This window comes from Neorhizobium petrolearium (genome assembly GCF_029854435.1).
Classification (GTDB): Bacteria; Pseudomonadota; Alphaproteobacteria; order Rhizobiales; family Rhizobiaceae; genus Neorhizobium; species Neorhizobium petrolearium.
Map to the genome: position 1 here is coordinate 5,195,855 of NZ_CP123000.1, position 18,533 is coordinate 5,214,387.

Genomic DNA, 18,533 nt, shown 5'->3' on the forward strand with positions numbered 1-18,533 from the left:
CTGAAATTGGACTCCCATGCAGATTGATCTTCTGATTTTCGATTGTGACGGCGTGCTGATCAACAGCGAGCCGATCGCCAGTTGCACGCTTGCCAAAGCCTTGCAGAATGCCGGCGCTTCCATCACCGCGGAAGAGGTCCTGATCCGCTTCACCGGCAATTCGCCGGATGTCATCCGCCGCATCTGCGCCGATGAACTCGGCCTCGAAAACCTCGATGCGGTGTTTGAGGCTTGGCATCTCGACATCTATCCGGAATTCGCCCGTTCATTGGAGCCGATGGCGGGCATGGAAGAACTCGTCCGGTCGCTGCCGCATAAAAAATGCGTCGCTTCCAATAGCTCGACGGACCGGCTGTCGAAGAGCCTCGGCCTGCTCGATCTCTGGCACGCATTTGCGCCCTCGGTCTTCAGCTCCGACCGGGTGGCACGGCCAAAACCGGCGCCCGACCTTTTCCATTTCTGCGCCAAGGCCTTTGCCGTCGATCCGAAGAATTGCGTAGTGATCGACGACAGCAGCCACGGCATTACGGGGGCGAGGGCCGCGGGTATGGTGCCGATCGGCTTTGTCGATCCTGCCGACCCGCGGCCTGGCCGCGCCCAGGCTCTCAAGGAGGCGGGGGCTGCTCTGGTGGCGACCGGAGCCGGGGAACTGGAAAAGGCGCTCGCCCGCCTCGAGGCGCTGCAGGCCGTCTAGGTCTGTTCGGCCGGCTTGCAAACAAACAACGCCGCTGTCATCCGGCTGTAAAACTCGCGCCTTAAGAAACCGTCAGCAAGATTGCACGGCTGTGCAAGAGAGGGTTTCGATGGAGCGGGGCGGATTTCTGGAATTGCGTGGCGTCGCGAGCCGTTACGGTTCCACGCAGGTTCTGGCCGACATCGACCTGTCGATTTCGAAAGGCGAGTTCGTGGCGCTGCTCGGCGCGTCCGGCTGCGGCAAGACCACGCTTCTGAGATTGTTAGCCGGCTTCATCGGCCCGTCGGCCGGCGAGGTGAAGGTGCGCCATCGCGATGTGACGCACCTGCCGCCGGACAAGCGCGGCATGGCGCTGGTCTTCCAGTCCTATGCGCTCTGGCCGCATATGACCGTTGCCCAGAACATCGGCTACGGACTGAAGTTGAAGGGCGTGCCGCGCACCGAGATCGCCACTCGCGTCGCCGCGATGCAGTCGCTGCTCGGCCTCGACGGGCTGGAGGCGCGCAAGCCTTCGGCGCTGTCGGGTGGCCAGCGTCAGCGCGTAGCGCTTGGCCGGGCGCTCGCCGTCGATCCGGAAATCCTGCTGCTCGATGAGCCGCTGTCGAACCTCGATGCCCGTATCCGCCTGACGGTCCGTCACGAACTCCGGGCGCTGCAGAAGCGGCTCGGCATCACGGCGATCCACGTCACCCATGACCGCGAGGAAGCCATGGTCATGGCCGACCGCATCGTCATCCTGAATGCGGGGAAGATCGCCCAGCAAGGAACCCCGGAAGAGGTCTACAACTGTCCGGCCTCGGCTTTCGTCGCCGCCTTCATGGGGGCCGAGAACGTGATCCACCTCGATGGAGTGCGGGTGGGCGGCCAGTTCGTGATCGCCGAAGGCGCAGCCAACGCAGTGGCCGGCGTGCCGGTTCTCGATCGCCCGCTGACCTCTGGCCCCGTCGAAGCCCGGTTCCGCCCGGAAGCCGCGCGCCTCCTTGCGGAAGGCGAGATCGCGACGGTTGGTTCCGGCATTACATTTCGGGGCGAGGTCGCCGCCGTCAGCTATCCCGGCGGCCATTGGCGCCATGTGGTCCGGATCGGGCAGACCGAGATCATGGCCGATGGGACCCAGGCCTTCGAGCCGGGTGCCCGCGTCGCCGTCCATGTCCCGGCGGAAGCGCTTTTCCTCTTCAATGCGCCGGCGAATGAGCCGGCCTCCACCGTTTCCCGGGCACCGTCCGGGAAAGTTTACGCCTGACTTTTTGAAACTCGACTTTTCAACTCACGGAGAACACCCATGAAGAGAATGTCCTACGCGGCCTTTGCCGTCGCTTTCGCAGCCCTTCCGCTCCATGCGGAAGAGCTGACGGTCGCGACCGCCGGCGACCAGAACATGGTCGATTATATCAACCAGTATCTTGGGCCCCTTTTCGAGAAGACCTATCCGGGCAATACGGTCCGCGCCGTCGGCACCGGCCCCGGCGATGCCGGTTCGCAGAAGATCCTCGAGCGCTTCGACGCCCAGGCTGCCGCCAAGGCGGAAAAGTGGGATGTCGACGTTGCCGTCGTGCACGAGAAGTTCGTCGGCCCGATGGTCGCCAAGGACTATCTCGCCAAGTATCGCGGTGACATCGACACCGGCAAGCTCGTCACCCGCGCCAATGCGAAGATGGCGCTCGGCGCCAATGTCGACGGCTATGTCATGCCGATGTTCAACAGCCAGACGGCGATCGCCTACAATCCCGATCTTGTTCAGAATCCGCCGAAATCCTATGCGGAACTGGCCGAATGGGCGAAGGCCCATCCGAAGCAGTTCGGCTACAACGGCATCAAGGGCGGCGCTTCGGGCGTCAGCTTCGTCATGGGCTGGATCTATGCCTTCGGCGGCGGCGATGCCAACACGCTGATGAACGGCCCGTTCAAGGAAGAGGAAACGAAGAAGTGGGATGCGGCCTTCAAGAGCCTCGCCGACTTCACCACCAATGCGACGCTCACCCCCGGCAATGCCGGAACGCTCGATCTGCTCTCTCGCGGTGAAATCGCCATGGGTCCGGTCTGGGTCGACATGTTCTACTCCTGGCAGGCGAACGGCCAGTTGCCGCCGACGCTGAAGCTCATGCTGCCGGCCCCGGGCATGCCGGGCCAGCCGATGCACTACGTCATGCCGGAAAAGACGGCCCACAAGGGCCTGGCGGAAAAGTTCATCGCGCTTGCCACTAGCCCGAAGGTCCAGGCCGAAGGCATCGTCAAACGCTTCAACTGGTATCCGGGCATCGACGCCGACAAGGTCAAGGCCGAACTCGATGACGCCACCTGGAACAAGCTCTTCGTGGACATCACGCCGGAAGATCTTGCGGCCAAGGGCAAGCCCTTCCCGATCGCGCCCTATAACAACGCGATCCTGGAAGCCTACGAAAAGTCGGTCAAGTAAGCTGCGCTGCGTTCGGCCTATGCCCCTCACCCCAACCCTCTCCCCGCAGGCGGGGAGAGGGGACTTGCCACGCTCGAATATCGAGTGGGCCGGAGAGGGCGCCGCGTTGGTCCTTCTCCCCGCTCGCGGGAGAAGGTGCCGGCAGGCGGATGAGGGGCAATTCCATCGAGTTCGAAAAATGTCCAAACGTCTCCTCGGTCTCCTCCTCGTGCTGCCCGCGCTTGCGGTGATCGTCCTCCTGTTCATCCTGCCGCTCGTCATGTCGGCGGTCGGCGCCTTCCAGGTGGACGGGGCATTCGGCTGGGGCAATTTCGCCAAGACCTTCGACCTCTACACGAAGGATATCGTCTTTTCCGTCGTCATCATCGCGCTGTCGACGGTGCTGATCGGCATCGCCTCGATTGCGATCGGCGGTTATCTGACGCTCGGCGAACATCCGGTCGCGGTGGCGATCCTGCGCTTTCTCTATCGCTGGCCTATGTTCATTCCGTTCATCGTCGTCGGGCAGATCCTCCGCACCTTCCTCGCCAAGAACGGCATGATGAACAACACTTTCATCAGTCTCGGCCTGCTGACCCCGCTCGATGCCCAGAGCTTTCTCGACTGGCGCGGCATCGTCATTGCCTTCGTCTGGAAGCAGACGCCTTTCGTGGCGCTGCTCGTCGCCGGCGCCATGGCTTCGGTCAACCGCGATACGATCGAGGCGGCCCGCAATCTCGGCGCCTCGCGCTTGCGCGTTCTCATCGAAATCCTCGTGCCGCAGGTAGCGATGACGCTGACCGTCGGCCTCATCCTCTCCTTCGTCACCATGATGTCGGTGCTTTCCGTGCCTCTGATGATCAACGCCCAGTCGCCGACCATGCTGACCGCCGACATTGCTTTCCGCGTCAATTCCTACGGGGATTACGGTGTCGCCAATGCGCTTGGCCTCGTCTCGCTCGTGCTCGCCTCGTCCGTTGCGTGGATTTACCTGCGCGCCAGCCTCAAGGAACGCGCATGACCGCCTCCGTCGTGACCGGCCGCCGCAATCCTCTCGCTGCCCTCTGGTGGGTGCCGCGCGGCATCGTCTTCGGGCTGATGGCCTTCTTCATCTTCGGCCCGCTTTTCAACATGCTGCTCTGGACGGTGGCGGAAAAGTGGTATTTTCCCCATAGCTTCCCGTTGGAATACGGTTTCGGCTCCTGGGCAAAAGTGTTCGCACCGCGCGGCGGGGCGGTGGAGTCGCTGACCAATTCGCTGATCGTCGCGCTTCTGACCGTCGTCGTCTCGTTGCTTCTGGCAATTCCGGCCGGCTATGCACTGGCGCGGCTGAAGCTGCCCCTGAGAGGGTTGATCCTGCTTGCCTTCCTGATCCCGCAGGCGTTCCCGAACCTGACGGTCTACGTCAATGTCGCGCGCATCTTCTACGAAATCCGCTTGAACGGCACGATACCGGGCGTGGTGCTGGTGCATGTCTCGCATGGTCTCGTCTATGCGGTCTGGATCGCAACCGCCGCGTTTTCCGCCATCGACGTGGAGCTTGAGCAGGCGGCGCGCAACATCGGCGCCGGTGCGATGCGCACCTTCCTGGACGTGACGCTGCCGCTTGCCGCACCCGGCCTGATGGCAAGCGCCATCTTCGTTTTCCTGGAATCGCTCGATGAATTCACCGGCAGCTATTTCGTCGGCGCACCGGACGTGAACATGCTGCCCTTGCTGCTTTATACCGCAGGCGCCGGCGGCAATTACCAGATCGCGTCGATCACTGCCCTCCTGTTGCTCGTTCCGTCGCTGGTCTTCATGGCTGTCGTCGAGCGCTTCCTGAAGGCGGACGTCCTTTCGCGCGTGGGACATTGAGGAGAGCATGAAGGACGAAAAGAGAATGCGCTTCGTCAGCGCCGAACAGGTTGCCCGGCTCGCCGGAGTGTCCCGCTCGGCGGTCTCCCGCACCTTCACGCCGGGCGCCAGCGTGGCGCCTGCGACGCGCGAAAAGGTCCTGCGTGCGGCCGATGAGCTGGGCTACCACGTTAACGACCTGGCGCGCGGCGTGCTCGCCAACCAGAGCCGGCTGGTGGGCATCGTCGCCACCAAGCCCGAACTCGGCTTCCGAGCCCATCTGACCGCAGCGCTCGCCAAGGCGCTGATCAGACGCGGCAGCATTCCGATCCTCATCAATACCGGCCAGGCGGAGGAGGAGTTGCTCGCCGCCCAGAAGATGCTGATCGGCCATCGCGCCGAGGCGACGATCATTCTCTCCGGCTCGCCGCCGGCGAGCTTCTTCGAGCTTGCCCAGCGAAACGGCCAGCCGCTCGTGGTCATCGGCCGCTCGGAACCCGACGCCGACCATGTCCGTGCTGGCAATTCCGAGGCCTCGCGCAACGCCGCCACCGCCTTCTTCGCCGCCGGCCGCCGCCGGCTCGCCGTGATCGGATCCGGGTCCGGCACGCCGAGCATCATGGAACGCGAAAGCGCTTTCCTTTCCGCGGCCCGTGCGCTGGGCGCCGAGGTGACGGCGGCAAGGGGGCCGGATTCGGACTACGACAGCGGCATTGTCGCGGCCCGTGAGCTGTTCCTGTCCGATGAGAAGCCGGATGCGGTCTTCTGCGCCAACGACCAGATCGCCTTCGGCCTGATGGATTTCGTCCGCACCGAACTTGGCCTGCGGGTGCCGGATGATGTGGCGGTGATCGGTTTCGACGACGTGCCGGAGGCGGCCTGGCTGAGCTACGGCCTCACGACTTTCAGGCAGGACCCGGCGATCATGGCGACCCGCGCCGTCGAGCTTCTGGAGCGCCGGCTTGAAAACCCCGATGCCGCGCCGGGCTACGAACGGGTCATTCCCGAGCTTGTGATCCGGAAGAGCTTTGTCCCGACCTAAATCTTCAAAAGCTTGCGGGCGTTTTCCTTGAGGATCAGCGGCCGCACCTCGTCCTTGATGGCGATATTGGCGAAGTCGGACAACCAGCGGTCCGGCGTGATCGCTGGCCAGTCGGAACCGAACAGCATTTTGTGCTTCAGCAGCGAATTGGCATATTGCACGAGGATCGGCGGGAAATATTTCGGCGACCAGCCGGACATGTCGATATAGACGTTCGGCTTGTGGGTCGCGACAGAAAGGGCCTCCTCCTGCCAGGGGAAGGAGGGGTGCGCCAATATGATCGGCATGTCGGGAAAATCGACCGCCACATCGTCGAGATGGATCGGGTTGGAGAATTTCAGCCGCATCGCCATGCCGCCCCGAAGCCCGGCGCCGACGCCCGTCTGGCCGGTATGGAAGAGCGTGATCGCGCCTTCCTCCTGGATCGCCTCGTAGAGCGGATAGGCCATCCGGTCGTTCGGATAGAACCCCTGCATGGTCGGGTGGAACTTGAAACCCTTGACGCCGAATTCGCGCACCAGCCGCCGCGCCTCTCGGGCGCCGGCCTTGCCCTTGGCGGGATCGATCGAGGCAAACGGGATCATGATGTCGCTGTTTTCGGCGGCGATTTTTGCCACTTCCTCGTTGTCGTAGCGGCGGAAGCCGGTTTCCCGCTCCGCGTCGACCGGAAAGATTACACAGCCGATCCTGCGCTCGCGGTAATAGGCGGCGGTTTCCTGCACGGTCGGCAACATGCCCTGCGCTCCGGCGGGATTCCTGAAATATTTCGCCATGCCGGCCTGGAACTCGTCATAACCGTCGTCCCGCGGGCCGCAGCAGGGCTCCTCGGCATGGGTGTGGATGTCGATGGCGATCAGATCGTCGATATTCAAGCTTCGCTCCTCCCGATCCTTCGATTTGTCTGCCGATGTTCAGCCCAGGCCGACGAATTTCCGCAACAGGGCCGTCAGTTGCCGGCGTTCGGCGGCGTTGAGATTTTCCCCGACTGAATCCTCATAGGTAAAGAACCAGTCGCCGGCCTGTTCCACCATCGTTGCGGCCGCGGGCGTCAGCGTGATTTCGACAGCACGGCGGTCGTCGTCGGGGATACGGCGTGAGACGAGGCCCTGATCCTCCAGTGAGCGGATTAGCTTCGTCATATGGGCCCGCTTGATCATCAGCCGCTGGCCGAGCACGCTTTGCCGGATCCCCGGATTGTGAAGGAGAACCCAGAGAACCGAAAATTCCCCCGGTTTCAGGTTGTGATCGCCGACCTCTTCGAAAAAGCGCTCGTAGATCTTGAGCTGGGCAAGCCGCATCAGGAAGCCGAGCGCCGTGTCGAGACGATCGAGATTCACCTCGTCAGTCGTGCGGATCGGCATGTCCATCCGAAAACTCCTCTCAGGCCGAACCCGGTGTCTTCAGCCGCGCGGCGCGTTTTTCGAGGAAGGCGCGCAGCCGCTCCTCCGCCTCGGGGCTCGTGGCGGTGAAGGAGGCGATGAAGGATTCGACGAAAAGCCCGTCTTCCTTGGCCATGTCCTGGATGCGCGGCAATGCGTTGATGACCGCGTAATTGGAGATTTCGGCGTTGCTGGCGGCCGCTTCCGCAAGCTGATGCGCCTTCTCGCGCGCCTGGCCCTTCTCGACGACATATTGTGCGAGGTTCCAGCGCTCGGCTTCTTCCGCCGAGGCAACCCGCCCGGTCAGCATCATGTCGGTCATGCGCGCGACGCCCATAAGCCGCGCGGCACGCACCGAACCGCCGCCGCCGACGAAAATGCCGCGCTGCCCTTCCGGCAGGGCGAAAAAGGCGGAGCGGTCCGCGACCCGGATATGGGTCGATGCCGCAAGTTCCAGCCCGCCGCCGACGACGGCACCGTGCAGGGCGGAAATCCACGGAATCGTGCCATGTTCGATGCCGGCGAACACGGCGTGCCAGCGGCGCGAGCCATGCACGCCCTGGATCGGCGTCTTCTTGACGTGTTCGGCAAGATCGAGCCCGGCGCAGAAATGGTCGCCATGCCCGAACAGAACGACGGCTTTCGCTTCGCTTTCGGCGCGCGCTACCGATTCCGCAATCATTTCAACGAAGCGATCGCTGATGGCATTGCGTTTTTCAGGGCGGTTGAGACCTATATGGGCGACCTTGCCCTTGAGCTCATAGGTCACGAAGCTGGTTGCCGTCTGGTCGGCCATTCTTGTCTGCTCCCTCCAGCAACGGACGCTCCCCCGCCCGTTTTGAGTTTTTGATCGTTTACATGGAGATTGTTTCTTTGTAAACAAATTTTGGGAGGAGCCGCTGCGGCTCTCATTAGAATTCATGTGATTGACGTCTGGGAGGAGACTCATGAGCGGGAAATCCGTCCGCAATGTAAAGCTCTGGTCGCCGGTGGTGCGCTGGGAGGAAAGGCCGAACGGCGAGTTCCTCGTCCGGCGGGAGGACCGGCTCGGTCCCTATCCCGGCAAGATCAACGAGCGGCTGGTGCATTGGGCGAAGACGAGGCCGGATCGTGTCTGGATGGCCGATCGCGAGGGCACGGGTGAGTGGCGCAAGGTGACCTACGGCCAGGCTCTGGACTGGGTGCGGCGCATCGGTCAGTTCCTGCTCGATCTGGGGCTTTCGGCCGAAAATCCGCTCGTCATTCTCTCCGAGAATTCGATCGACCATGCGCTGATGGCGCTCGGCGCCCAGCATGTCGGCATCCCTTCCGCGGCGATCGCGCCGGCCTATGCGACCATCTCCTCCGACTTCGGCAAGCTTGGCGAGATCGCCGCCCAGATCACGCCGGGCCTGGTGTTCGCCGATGATGCGGCTGTCTTCCAAAAGGCTGTCGATACGGCCTTCGGCGCAGACATGCCGTTTGCCGCGATCCGCAACCTGCCGGATGGCCGTCCCAATACCCATCTCTTCGACGACATCCTCAGGACCGAGCCGACCGGGGCGGTGGACGCGGCTTTCGATGCGGTCGGGCCGGATACCGTGGCAAAATTCCTCTTCACGTCCGGCACGACAGGCTCTCCAAAGGCGGTCATCCAGACGCAGCGCATGCTCTGCTCCAACCAGGAAATGGTAGCGGATTGTTATGCCTACTTCCGAGAGGAGCCGCCGGTCCTGGTGGACTGGTCGCCATGGAACCACACGGCAAGCGGCAACAAGTGCTTCAACCTCGTGATCTACCATGGCGGCACCTATTACATCGATCGCGGCAAGCCGACGCCGAAGCTGATCGGCCAGACCATCGCCAATCTCCGGGAAATTTCGCCGACCTGGTATTTCAACGTTCCGGCGGGATACGAGATGTTGGTCCAGGAGATGCGCGAAGATGACAAGCTTCGCCAGAGCTTCTTCAAGGATCTGAAGATGATGATGTATGCCGGCGCCGGCATGGCCCAGCATACCTGGGATGCCCTGATCGAACTTGCGGAAATGACCGTCGGCGGCTACGTGCCGCTCGGCACCGGCTTGGGCTCCACGGAGACGGCGCCGTTCTCGCTCTTCTGCACCGATCCGCAGGAAAAGCCCGGCAATATCGGCATCCCGGCGCAAGGGGTCACCATGAAGCTGGTGCCGTTCCAGGACAAATACGAACTGCGCCTCAAGGGTCCCAATATCACGCCCGGCTACTGGCGCAACGAGAAGCTGACCGCCGCGGCCTTCGATGAGGAAGGGTTCTACAGGATCGGCGACGCGGTGAAGTTCGCAGTCCCCGGCGATCCGCGCAAGGGTTTCTATTTCGACGGCCGCACGGCGGAGAACTTCAAGCTGCAGACCGGCACATGGGTCGCGGTCGGCGTGCTGCGCGCCCAGATCGTCAACCAGTTCGGCGGGCTGATTCGTGACGCGGTGATCACAGGCGAGAACCAGGCGGAACTCGGCGCGCTTGCCGTGCCCTTCATGCCGGCGTTGCGGGAACTCGTTCCGGGCGGAAGCGGCCTTTCCGACGAAGAGGTGGTTGCCCATCCGACGGTCAAGGCGGCGATTGCGGCAAAGCTTGCCGAGCACCAGCGGCAGGCGAGCGGATCGGCGACGCGCATCATGCGCATCATGCTGATGACGGCTCCCTTGCGCTTCGAAAAGGGCGAGGTGACCGACAAGGGCTCGATCAACCAGCGTGCCGTGCTTGCGCATCGCAGCGATCTGGTCGAGGCTCTCTATGAGGATGGACCGGATGTCATCCGGGTCGGAAAGGAGCTTGCGGCATGAGGATCGAGGGATCGAGCGCAGTCGTCACCGGCGGCGGATCGGGGCTTGGCGAGGCGACGGCGCGTCTGCTTGCGAGACTCGGCGCCATCGTTCACGTCTTCGACCGCAATGGAGACGCAGCCGAAAAGGTCGCCGGTGATATCGGCGGCGTGGCAATTTCGGGCGACGCAACCAGCGAGGGCGATGCGGCAAAGGTTATGGACGTGGCCGCCAAGGCCGGCGATGGCCTGCGCATCCTCGTTAATTGCGCCGGCATCGGCACGGCCGGCCGCATTCTCGGCAAGGAAGGGCCAATGCCGCTTGCGGATTTCGAGCGTGTGATCCGCATCAACCTAGTCGGCACGTTCAACATGATGCGACTCGCCGCCGAGCGCATGGCGACAACAACCGAACGGGAAGACAAGGCACGCGGCGCCATCGTCAACACCGCTTCGGTTGCCGCCTTTGAAGGGCAGATCGGTCAGGCCGCCTATTCCGCCTCCAAGGGCGGTATCGTTTCCATGGCCTTGCCGGTAGCGCGCGAACTTTCCCGCTTCGGAATCCGCGTCAACACGGTGGCGCCGGGCATTTTCATGACGCCGCTCTTGAAGGGCCTGCCGCAGGAAACGCAGGATAGCCTTGGCGCCGCCATTCCCTATCCCTCGCGGCTCGGAGACCCGGCGGAATTTGCCGATGCGGTGCGCTTTCTGATCGAGAACCAGTATGTCAACGGCGAGGTGATCCGTCTCGACGGCGCCATCCGCATGCAGCCGCGGTGAGGATCCATGTCCTTTTCGGATCAGGCAGACCGGACGCTTGAACTCCTGTCCCTGACGCCGGGCTGGCACAGGCTGCGGGATCTCAGGCAGGATTGCGACGATGAGACGGTGACGGCGATCGTCGGGGAGGCCGCCAACTTTGCGGAAGGCGTGCTTGCCCCTCTGAATGGGGTCGGCGACCGCGCCGGCGCGCAGGTCGTCGACGGGCGGGTGAGGACGCCGGAAGGTTTCGCTGCGGCTTTCAAGCAATATGCCGAGGCCGGCTGGCTCGGCATGGACGTGCCGGAGAAGTTCGGCGGACAGGCCGTGCCGCTGACGCTGCATGCCGCCTGTGCGTCGCTTTTCGAGCGCGGCTGCGTGGCGCTGATGATGGCGGCCGGCTCCACCCGTGCCGCCGCGCATCTCCTGGCGGAAGCGGCCGACGAGGAAACTGCGGCCGGATGGGTGCCGAAGCTTTCGTCGGGCGAATGGGCGGCGACCATCTGCATCTCTGAGCCGGAAGCCGGTTCCGATGTCGGCCGGCTCCGGACGAAGGCGGAGCTTCGCGGCGGCGGGTGGTTCGTGACCGGGCAGAAGATCTGGATCTCCTTCGGCGATCACGACATGGCCGAACGTATCGGCCACTGCCTGCTTGCCCGCACCAACGATCAGCCGGGGACGCGCGGCATCAGCCTGTTTCTCGTGCCGAACCTGATCGACGGAAAGCCGAACGGCGTATCGGTCGACCGGATCGAGGAGAAGATGGGCCTGCACGGCTCGCCCACCTGCGCCATGCGCTTCGAAAATGCCGGCGCCGTCATGCTCGGCCAGGAGGGGCGCGGCTTGCCGCAGCTCTTCACCATGATCGAGCTGATGCGGTTGCTCACCGGCTGCCAGGGGCTCGGCATCGCCTCCGCCGCGGCCGCTATCGCCGAGGACTATGCGAGAGAGCGCCGCCAGGGCGGCCGGCCCGATCAGCCGCCTGTGCCGATCGTCACCCACCCGGACGTTGAGCGGCAGCTTTATGAAATCCGCTCTTCGACCGAAATCCTGCGCGCCGCTATTCTGGAACTCGCGACCGTCATGGATCTGGCACGGCTCGGTACCGAGCCGGGGCTGGAGGATTTCACCGGCTGGATGCTGCCGCTCGTCAAGAATTTCGGCGCGGAGGCGGGCTTCAATGCGGCGAATGCGGCAATCCAGGTGCTGGGCGGCGTCGGCTATACGAAGGACTGGCCGCTCGAACAGCACCTGCGCGATTCCCGCATCATGGCGATCTACGAGGGCACGACCGGCATGCAGGCCCTGGACTTCCTGACTCGCCGGCTCTGGCGCGACGAGGGCAGGGGCTCGGCGCTCTTCCTTGAAAAGGCGCGCGACGAGATCGACGCGTATATGTCCGAACATCCGGCGGCTTCGGACGCCGTCCTTCGCATTCTCGACGGTTTCGAAGCGCTGAGCGGCAGGATGACGGCAATGCAGGGAGACCCGGACGCGGCGCTCTACCGCGCCGATGCCTATATGCGCGCAGCCTGGACGGCCGTCTCCGCCTGGATGGCGCTGCGGATTTCCGAAACCCGCGCTGTCAACGGACTCGCCGCACAATTTGCGTTTCATTGCGCGCGTTGCGATTGACCATGCGGGCAGTCTTTCTCGATTCGAGAAAGGTGAGCGGCCTGTTCTAAGCATTCCCCACCGCTTCTGGAATTGTTAGCCTCTCCGGAGGTGATCGGTATCGGGAGGAGGAGGCCTGAGGATGACCAGGAGACAATTGCGCAGCAATTTCGAACCGGGTACGTCGCGCTGGGCGGTGCGGCGGGCGCAATGGCGGGCGCTCGGCCTTACCGACGAGGACATGGAAAAGCCGAAGATCGCGGTGGTGAATACCTCTTCGGAACTCTCTATCTGCTTCAGCCATCTCGACCAGGTTTCCGCCCGTGTGAAGGAAGCGGTGCGCGCCGCCGGCGGCATTCCCTTCGAAATCCGCACGATCGCGCCGAGCGATTTCATCATCAGCGCCGGCCGGGCCGCGACCTATATCTTGCCGAGCCGCGACCTCATCACCAATGATATCGAAGTGGCAGTCGAGGGCGCCCAGCTTGATGGCATGATCTGTCTTGCCTCCTGCGACAAGACCACGCCGGGCCAGATCATGGCGGCCGCCCGCATCGACCTGCCGACGCTGGTCGTGCTGTGCGGCTATCAGGCGAGCGGAAAGTACCGCAACCATCACATGGATATCGAGGAAGTCTTCCTGCATGCCGGCCACCATGCCGCGGGTAAGATCAGCTTCGAGGAATTGAAGGAGATGAGCGAGAACGCCATCAAGAGCCCTGGCGTCTGTTCGGGCATGGGCACGGCCAATTCCATGCACTCGGTTTGCGAGGCGCTCGGCATGGCGCTGCCCGGCGGTGCGCCGGTGAGGGCGATGAGCGAGAAGATGATGGATTATGTCGACCGTGCCGGCCATCGCATCATCGACATGGTCTGGGAAGACCTGCGTCCGCGAAAGATCCTGACGCCCGGCGCCTTCCGCAATGCCGCTGCAACCGTGCTGGCCGTGTCCGGTTCGATCAACACAATCAAGCATTTGCAGGCGATTGCTGTCGAGGCGGGCCTCGATGTCGATGTCTACCGGATTTTCGAGGAGTTGAGCGGCGAGGTGCCGATCCTCGCCGCTGTTCGGCCGATCGGCTCGAACTCGATCGAGGAATTCGAGGATGCCGGCGGCGCGCGCGGTATCATGAAGCGGCTGGAGCCGCTCATCGATCCTTCGGCACTGACCGTCACCGGTCGGACCTGGGGCGAGGAGCTGAAGGACGTCGAGATCGCCGATCCGGACGTCATCCGTCCGCTCGACAAGCCCTTTGGAGTCAAGCCTGGCATCGTGCTCCTGCGCGGCTCACTGGCGCCGGATGGCGCGATCGCCAAGGTTGGGCTGCGCGGTCCAGGCCGGCCGATGAGTTTCGATGGTCCGGCGCGTGTCTTCGACAATTCGCCGTCCGCCGAAGCGGCATTGAAAGAAGGCGGGGTGAAGCCCGGTGACGTGCTGGTTCTGCGCGGCATGGGCGTCAGGGGCGGGCCGGGCATGGGCGGCGCCTCCCGCCTCGTCTTTGCGCTCGATGGTTCCGGCCTCGGCCCCGAGGTTGCGGTGGTGACCGACGGACAGTTGAGCGGCCTCGTCAATGTCGGGCTGGTGATTGGCGAGGTGAAGCCGGAAGCCTTCACCGGTGGCCCGCTCGGCCTCGTGAAGGATGGCGATCGCATCACCATCGATATCGACAGTCGCTCGATCGAACTGCACGTGCCGGAGGCGGAGCTTGCCGCTCGGGCTGAAGCCTTTGTTCAGAAGCCGCTTTCGGCCGAGAAGGGCTGGCTCAATCTCTACGGCAGCACGGTCACGCCACTTGAAAAGGGAGCGACGCTGATCGGGAAATGATCGCAGGTTATGGATTGTCTCAAGGAGTTGCAGAAACGGCGAAAATATGCGCCTGATGCCGGTTCCCATTTTTTCCGAAACGAGAAAGACAGTGAACATACTTCTCGACATCGGCGCATTCCTGGCGACCGCCCGCGCCGGCAGCTTTTCCGCCGCCGGCCGTGATCTGGGCGTCGCGACCTCCGTCATCACCAAGCGCGTCAAGCGGCTTGAGGATCACCTGACCACCCAGCTCTTCGTCCGCACCACACGGCGGTTGGCTCTGACGGTGGATGGCGAGCGGCTGAGGCCGCGCCTGCAGCTTCTGGTCGGCGAGATCGAGGATACGCTGGCGACACCCAGCGCCCAGGAACTGGGGCTGACGGGTTCCTTACGCATCAAGGCGCCGACGACGCTCGCCTCCATGTTCTTCGGCGATATCTGCGCGGCCTTCCAGGCGAGGAATCCGCGGGTCAAGATCGAGATCGTGCTGATCGACCGTTCGGTCAATCCGCTGGAGGAAGGGTTCGATGTCGCGGTGGGCGCACTGCCGCAATCCTATGCATATGTGATCGACTACCCGCTCTGTGCTTATCCGCGGGTGCTCTGCGCCGCGCCCGAATATTTCGCAAGCCGCAAGCGGCCGAAGGATCCGACAGAACTCGTCGGCCACGAGTGCATCACGTTCCACACGATCGGCACGACCTGGACCTTCCAGATGGAGACGAGCCCGCTCAACGTGGAGATCACGTCGAACTTCACCGCCAATGACAGCCGCATCCTGCTCGCCGCCGCCCGCCAGGGACTGGGTCTCGCAATCCTGCCGCGGTTCCTGGCACAGTCGGATCTCGACAGCGGCAGACTTGAAGAAGTCATGCCCGAATGCCCCGTCGAGCCATTGTGGGTAAAGGCCCTGGTGCCGCGCATCAAGATGAACAAGAACGTGGTGGCCGAGTTCATATCCTACACGCAGAAGCGTCTCGCAGAAGGCATTCCGGATCAAGCCATCCCCGCGTTTTGAGCGAAAGCCAAGACCGGATTACCCTTCCAGCTTTCGCGAAACACGAAAACTGATCGCATGACTTGCCGGGTTCAAGGCTTGGCGGCTTGGGTTACGATCCGTAGATGTGCGCCGCGAGGCGCGGGCGTTGCAAGGGAGGACTTTATGGCGGAAACGCTGAGCCGGGAAACGCGCATTGTCAGACGCGAAAAGGACACGCCGTTCCGCAAGCTGAAGGCGGATATCTGCGTCGTCGGCGCGGGCATCGCGGGCATTTCCGCAGCTCTTGAAGCAGCACGCCTTGGCCGCAAGGTCGTGATCGTCGATGGACAGGCTGCGCTCGGCGGCCAGGCGGTCAACTCGATCATCGCCACCTTCTGCGGCCTCTTTTCGAACGGAACGCACGGTTATCAGTTCACCTATGGCGTCGCGGACAGGCTGCTCGCTCATCTGGAATCCCAGGACAAGTCGATCTACTACCGCCACGGGCCGAACACGACGGTCGTCTATTACGACGAAGTGGTTCTTGGCCGCTGGATGGAGCAAAGCGTGCTCGAAGCCGGTATCGAGGTCGTGCTCGGCGCGACGATCCTCGACGTGCATGTGGAAGGTCGCCGCATCGTGGAGACGGATTTCATGACCCGCTACGGCGGCGTCTCGGTCGAGGCGACCGGCTGGGTCGAGGCGAGCGGCGATGCGGCGCTCGTCTGGCAGGCGGGGTTTGCCTGCCGCCAGCCGGAAAAGGGCGGCGTGTTCGGCACACAGATGGTGGTGCTGGAAAACATCGACGAGGCGAAACAGCCGACCCGCTACGAGATTGCCGACCGGATGAAGGAGAAGGCCGCGGATTACGGCCTGCTACGCCGCGAGGGCCTGGGGTTCACCATCCCCGGCCGCGGCATCGCCGCCATGAATATGACCCATGTGGAAACGCCGCTCGACCCGGTCGAGGCATCGCGGAAGGCGCTGGAAGGCAAGGACCAGGCGGCGCGCGCCGTCGAATTCCTGAAAAAGGAGTTTCAGGAATGTTTCGGCAATGCCCGTATCCGTTCGTTCGGTCTGCCGGGCATCCGCCAGACTCGCTGGATCGCCGGCAGTCATCACCTGACGGTCGACGAGATCCGGGCCGGCACGAAATTCGACGATGCGGTTGCCCGCACCGCCTGGCCGATCGAGTTGCACGATCACGGCGATGGCCACCACTGGATCACCTTCGATGAGGACCACGCCCATTATATCCCGCTCGGCAGCCTGACACCGGACGAGTGCGACAACGTCGCCGCGGCAGGGCGTTGCATCGATGCGGATTCGGCTGCGCTCTCCAGCGTGCGCGTCATGGGGCCCTGCATCGGCATGGGCATGGCGGCGGCGAATGCGTTGGACCTTGCCGGCACCGGCAGCGTGCACCAGATCGACCTTGCGGCATTGCGGGAGCGGGTTTCCGACAATGTCGAAAAGAAGCATTATCGATGGACGGACGAAGAGATGCGCGCCGCATCGTGAGGAGGACGCGATGAAGCTGACGGATTATGAAAAGGCCATGTATGACGGCGAGCACGGCCGCGCCAAGGCGCGCGCCATGGACCTGCTCGTCCGTTACGGGGAGGCGCTCGGCGCCGAGCGCCTGGTCGAGACCAACAATGTCGCCGGCGCGTTCAACGCCTCCACGCCCTCGGTGCAGCCGATCGCGCAAAAAGGCATGGAGCACGTCTATTCGGAGCTCAACCTCGACAGCGACGAGGTGGTGGAGGTGCCGCATATGGTGGCCCATACCTGCCAGCTCATTACCGGCATCGATAACGAAAATTGGGAACTGCAGGGCGTCGATAAATCTCTCGTCGATATGCAGCGGGAAAACGAGAAATTCCTCGGCCGCCGCGGGGTCAACATGTTTGCCACCTGCACGCCCTATCAGGTGGGCAACGTGCCGGTGAAGGGCGAGCATTGCGCCTGGATGGAATCGTCCGCCGTCATCTATTGCAATTCCGTGCTCGGCGCCCGCACCAACGTGGAGGGTAAGGAAAGTACGGGGGCGGCGGCGCTGACGGGCCGCATTCCCTATTGGGGTTTCCACATCACTGAAAATCGCTGCGGCACCCATCTGATCGAACTCGACATCGAGGTTGACGACATGATGGATTGGGGGCTGCTGGGTTATTACATCGGCGAGGTGATCGGCGAGGACATTCCGGTGCTGAAGGGCACCAGCCATCAGCCGGACCTCGTCAAGCTCAAGCATTTCGGCGCAGCCGCCGCATCCTCCGGCGGGGTCGAGATGTACCATATCCCGGGCATCACGCCGGAGGCGGACACGATCGAGGAAGCCTTCGGCGGTCGTAAGGTGAAGGATGCGTTCCGGTATGGCGCGGCGGAGCGCCGCGAGGCCTATGAGAAACTGCAGAGCGCGACCGAGAAAAAGGTCGATTTCATCATGTTGGGCTGCCCGCACAATTCCATCGATCAGGTGGCGCTGATCGCCCATATGCTGGAAAACAGGAAGATCCATCCGGACGTGCAGCTCTGGGTACACACGCCGCGTGCCATCAAGCAGGTGGCCGAGCGCAATGGTTATCTCGATGCCATCAAGGAAGCCGGCGGGGTCGTCATGAGCGATACCTGTCCCGCCATTTCGAGGCGCCTGCCGCAAGGAACCCGCGTCATCGCCACCGATTCCGCCAAACAGGCGCATTACCTGCCGGCGATCACCGGCGTTGAGGGCTGGTTCGGTTCGGTCCGCGATTGCGTCGACGCCGCGTTGACGGGGACATGGAACGGGAGGGCCTGATGGAGATCGCAACCGAAACAAAATCCGAAACCATTGTATTGAAAGGCCGCAAGGTCGTCGCCGGCCGCGCCGAAGGCGAGGCGCTGGTGACATCAGAGACGATTTCCGGCTGGGGCGGCATCAACGAGCGCACCGGCACCGTCATCGAGCGCCGGCACGAGATGCGTGGCGTCTCGTTTGCCGGTAAGATCCTCGTCTTTCCCGGTGCCAAGGGCTCGTCGGGCTGGTCTGCCTATTTCCACATGACGCGGTTGAACGGTGTCCAGCCGGCGGCGATGATCTTCACGCGGATGACGACCAAGATTGCGCTCGGCGCCGTCGTTACCCGCGTTCCGGCGATCACCGAGCTCGATCAGGACCCGCTCACTGTGATTGAAACCGGCGACTGGGTCGTGGTCGATGCCGATGCGGGAACGGTCACTGTGACCAAGAAGAGAAGCTGA

The 18,533-nt window shown here is 63.3% G+C and carries 17 protein-coding genes; 14 read left to right on the plus strand and 3 right to left on the minus strand.

Going from position 1 to position 18,533, the window contains the following annotated elements; genetic code table 11:
• Positions 1-16: 16 nt before the first annotated feature.
• From QEO92_RS25010 to QEO92_RS25035, 6 genes are all read left to right on the plus strand, one after another.
• The gene (locus tag QEO92_RS25010) at positions 17-694 is read left to right on the plus strand and encodes an HAD-IA family hydrolase (RefSeq protein WP_227704810.1); all 678 of its coding nucleotides are present in this window, start codon (positions 17-19) and stop codon (positions 692-694) included.
• Between the two features lie 109 nt (positions 695-803).
• Positions 804-1,937, plus strand: a complete 1,134-nt coding sequence (locus QEO92_RS25015; RefSeq protein ID WP_227704811.1) for an ABC transporter ATP-binding protein — start codon at positions 804-806, stop codon at positions 1,935-1,937.
• A gap of 39 nt (positions 1,938-1,976) precedes the next feature.
• Positions 1,977-3,110, plus strand: a complete 1,134-nt coding sequence (locus tag QEO92_RS25020; protein WP_227704812.1) for an ABC transporter substrate-binding protein — start codon at positions 1,977-1,979, stop codon at positions 3,108-3,110.
• A gap of 178 nt (positions 3,111-3,288) precedes the next feature.
• Positions 3,289-4,110 (plus strand): ABC transporter permease, encoded by an 822-nt coding sequence (locus QEO92_RS25025; RefSeq protein WP_227704813.1) that lies wholly within the window; start codon positions 3,289-3,291, stop codon positions 4,108-4,110.
• Positions 4,107-4,946 carry an ABC transporter permease gene (locus tag QEO92_RS25030; protein ID WP_081952861.1) on the plus strand — a complete coding sequence of 280 codons (840 nt, stop codon included), beginning with the start codon at positions 4,107-4,109 and terminating at the stop codon, positions 4,944-4,946. Before QEO92_RS25025 ends, QEO92_RS25030 begins: the two co-directional genes overlap by 4 nt.
• Positions 4,947-4,953: 7 nt before the next feature.
• Positions 4,954-5,967 carry a LacI family DNA-binding transcriptional regulator gene (locus tag QEO92_RS25035; RefSeq protein WP_037152426.1) on the plus strand — a complete coding sequence of 338 codons (1,014 nt, stop codon included), beginning with the start codon at positions 4,954-4,956 and terminating at the stop codon, positions 5,965-5,967.
• On the opposite strand, the gene QEO92_RS25040 is transcribed toward QEO92_RS25035, so the two are convergent.
• Genes QEO92_RS25040 through QEO92_RS25050 form a run of 3 tightly spaced genes read right to left on the minus strand, consistent with a single transcriptional unit; the run spans position 5,964 to position 8,142 of the window.
• Positions 5,964-6,839 carry an amidohydrolase family protein gene (locus QEO92_RS25040; RefSeq protein ID WP_227704814.1) on the minus strand — a complete coding sequence of 292 codons (876 nt, stop codon included), beginning with the start codon at positions 6,837-6,839 and terminating at the stop codon, positions 5,964-5,966. The two genes, QEO92_RS25035 and QEO92_RS25040, sit on opposite strands and share 4 nt — an antisense overlap.
• A 39-nt stretch (positions 6,840-6,878) precedes the next feature.
• On the minus strand, positions 6,879-7,334 hold the full coding sequence (locus tag QEO92_RS25045; protein WP_227704815.1) for a MarR family winged helix-turn-helix transcriptional regulator: 456 nt from the start codon (positions 7,332-7,334) through the stop codon (positions 6,879-6,881).
• A 13-nt stretch (positions 7,335-7,347) separates the two neighbouring features.
• A complete protein-coding gene (locus QEO92_RS25050) occupies positions 7,348-8,142 on the minus strand; it encodes a crotonase/enoyl-CoA hydratase family protein (protein WP_227704816.1) in 795 nt (264 codons plus the stop codon).
• A 151-nt stretch (positions 8,143-8,293) separates the two neighbouring features.
• On the opposite strand from QEO92_RS25050, the gene QEO92_RS25055 reads away from it, so the two are divergent.
• The 8 genes from QEO92_RS25055 to QEO92_RS25090 all read left to right on the plus strand — a co-directional run bounded on the left by QEO92_RS25055 (position 8,294) and on the right by QEO92_RS25090 (position 18,533).
• Positions 8,294-10,150, plus strand: a complete 1,857-nt coding sequence (locus QEO92_RS25055) for a feruloyl-CoA synthase (protein ID WP_227704817.1) — start codon at positions 8,294-8,296, stop codon at positions 10,148-10,150.
• Positions 10,147-10,908 carry an SDR family NAD(P)-dependent oxidoreductase gene (locus QEO92_RS25060; RefSeq protein WP_037152440.1) on the plus strand — a complete coding sequence of 254 codons (762 nt, stop codon included), beginning with the start codon at positions 10,147-10,149 and terminating at the stop codon, positions 10,906-10,908. Before QEO92_RS25055 ends, QEO92_RS25060 begins: the two co-directional genes overlap by 4 nt.
• Positions 10,909-10,914: 6 nt before the next feature.
• On the plus strand, positions 10,915-12,522 hold the full coding sequence (locus QEO92_RS25065) for an acyl-CoA dehydrogenase family protein (protein ID WP_227704818.1): 1,608 nt from the start codon (positions 10,915-10,917) through the stop codon (positions 12,520-12,522).
• A 121-nt stretch (positions 12,523-12,643) separates the two neighbouring features.
• Entirely contained in the window at positions 12,644-14,326 is a 1,683-nt protein-coding gene (ilvD, locus tag QEO92_RS25070; RefSeq protein WP_227704819.1) for a dihydroxy-acid dehydratase, read from the plus strand.
• Positions 14,327-14,417: 91 nt separating this feature from the next.
• Entirely contained in the window at positions 14,418-15,326 is a 909-nt protein-coding gene (locus tag QEO92_RS25075; RefSeq protein ID WP_227704820.1) for a LysR family transcriptional regulator, read from the plus strand.
• A gap of 144 nt (positions 15,327-15,470) precedes the next feature.
• Positions 15,471-16,808, plus strand: coding sequence for an FAD-dependent oxidoreductase (locus QEO92_RS25080; RefSeq protein ID WP_227704821.1), 1,338 nt, complete (start codon positions 15,471-15,473; stop codon positions 16,806-16,808).
• A gap of 10 nt (positions 16,809-16,818) precedes the next feature.
• The gene (locus QEO92_RS25085) at positions 16,819-18,090 is read left to right on the plus strand and encodes an aconitase X (protein ID WP_227704822.1); all 1,272 of its coding nucleotides are present in this window, start codon (positions 16,819-16,821) and stop codon (positions 18,088-18,090) included.
• Positions 18,090-18,533 carry an aconitase X swivel domain-containing protein gene (locus QEO92_RS25090; protein WP_037152452.1) on the plus strand — a complete coding sequence of 148 codons (444 nt, stop codon included), beginning with the start codon at positions 18,090-18,092 and terminating at the stop codon, positions 18,531-18,533. The genes QEO92_RS25085 and QEO92_RS25090 overlap by 1 nt, the downstream gene beginning before the upstream one ends.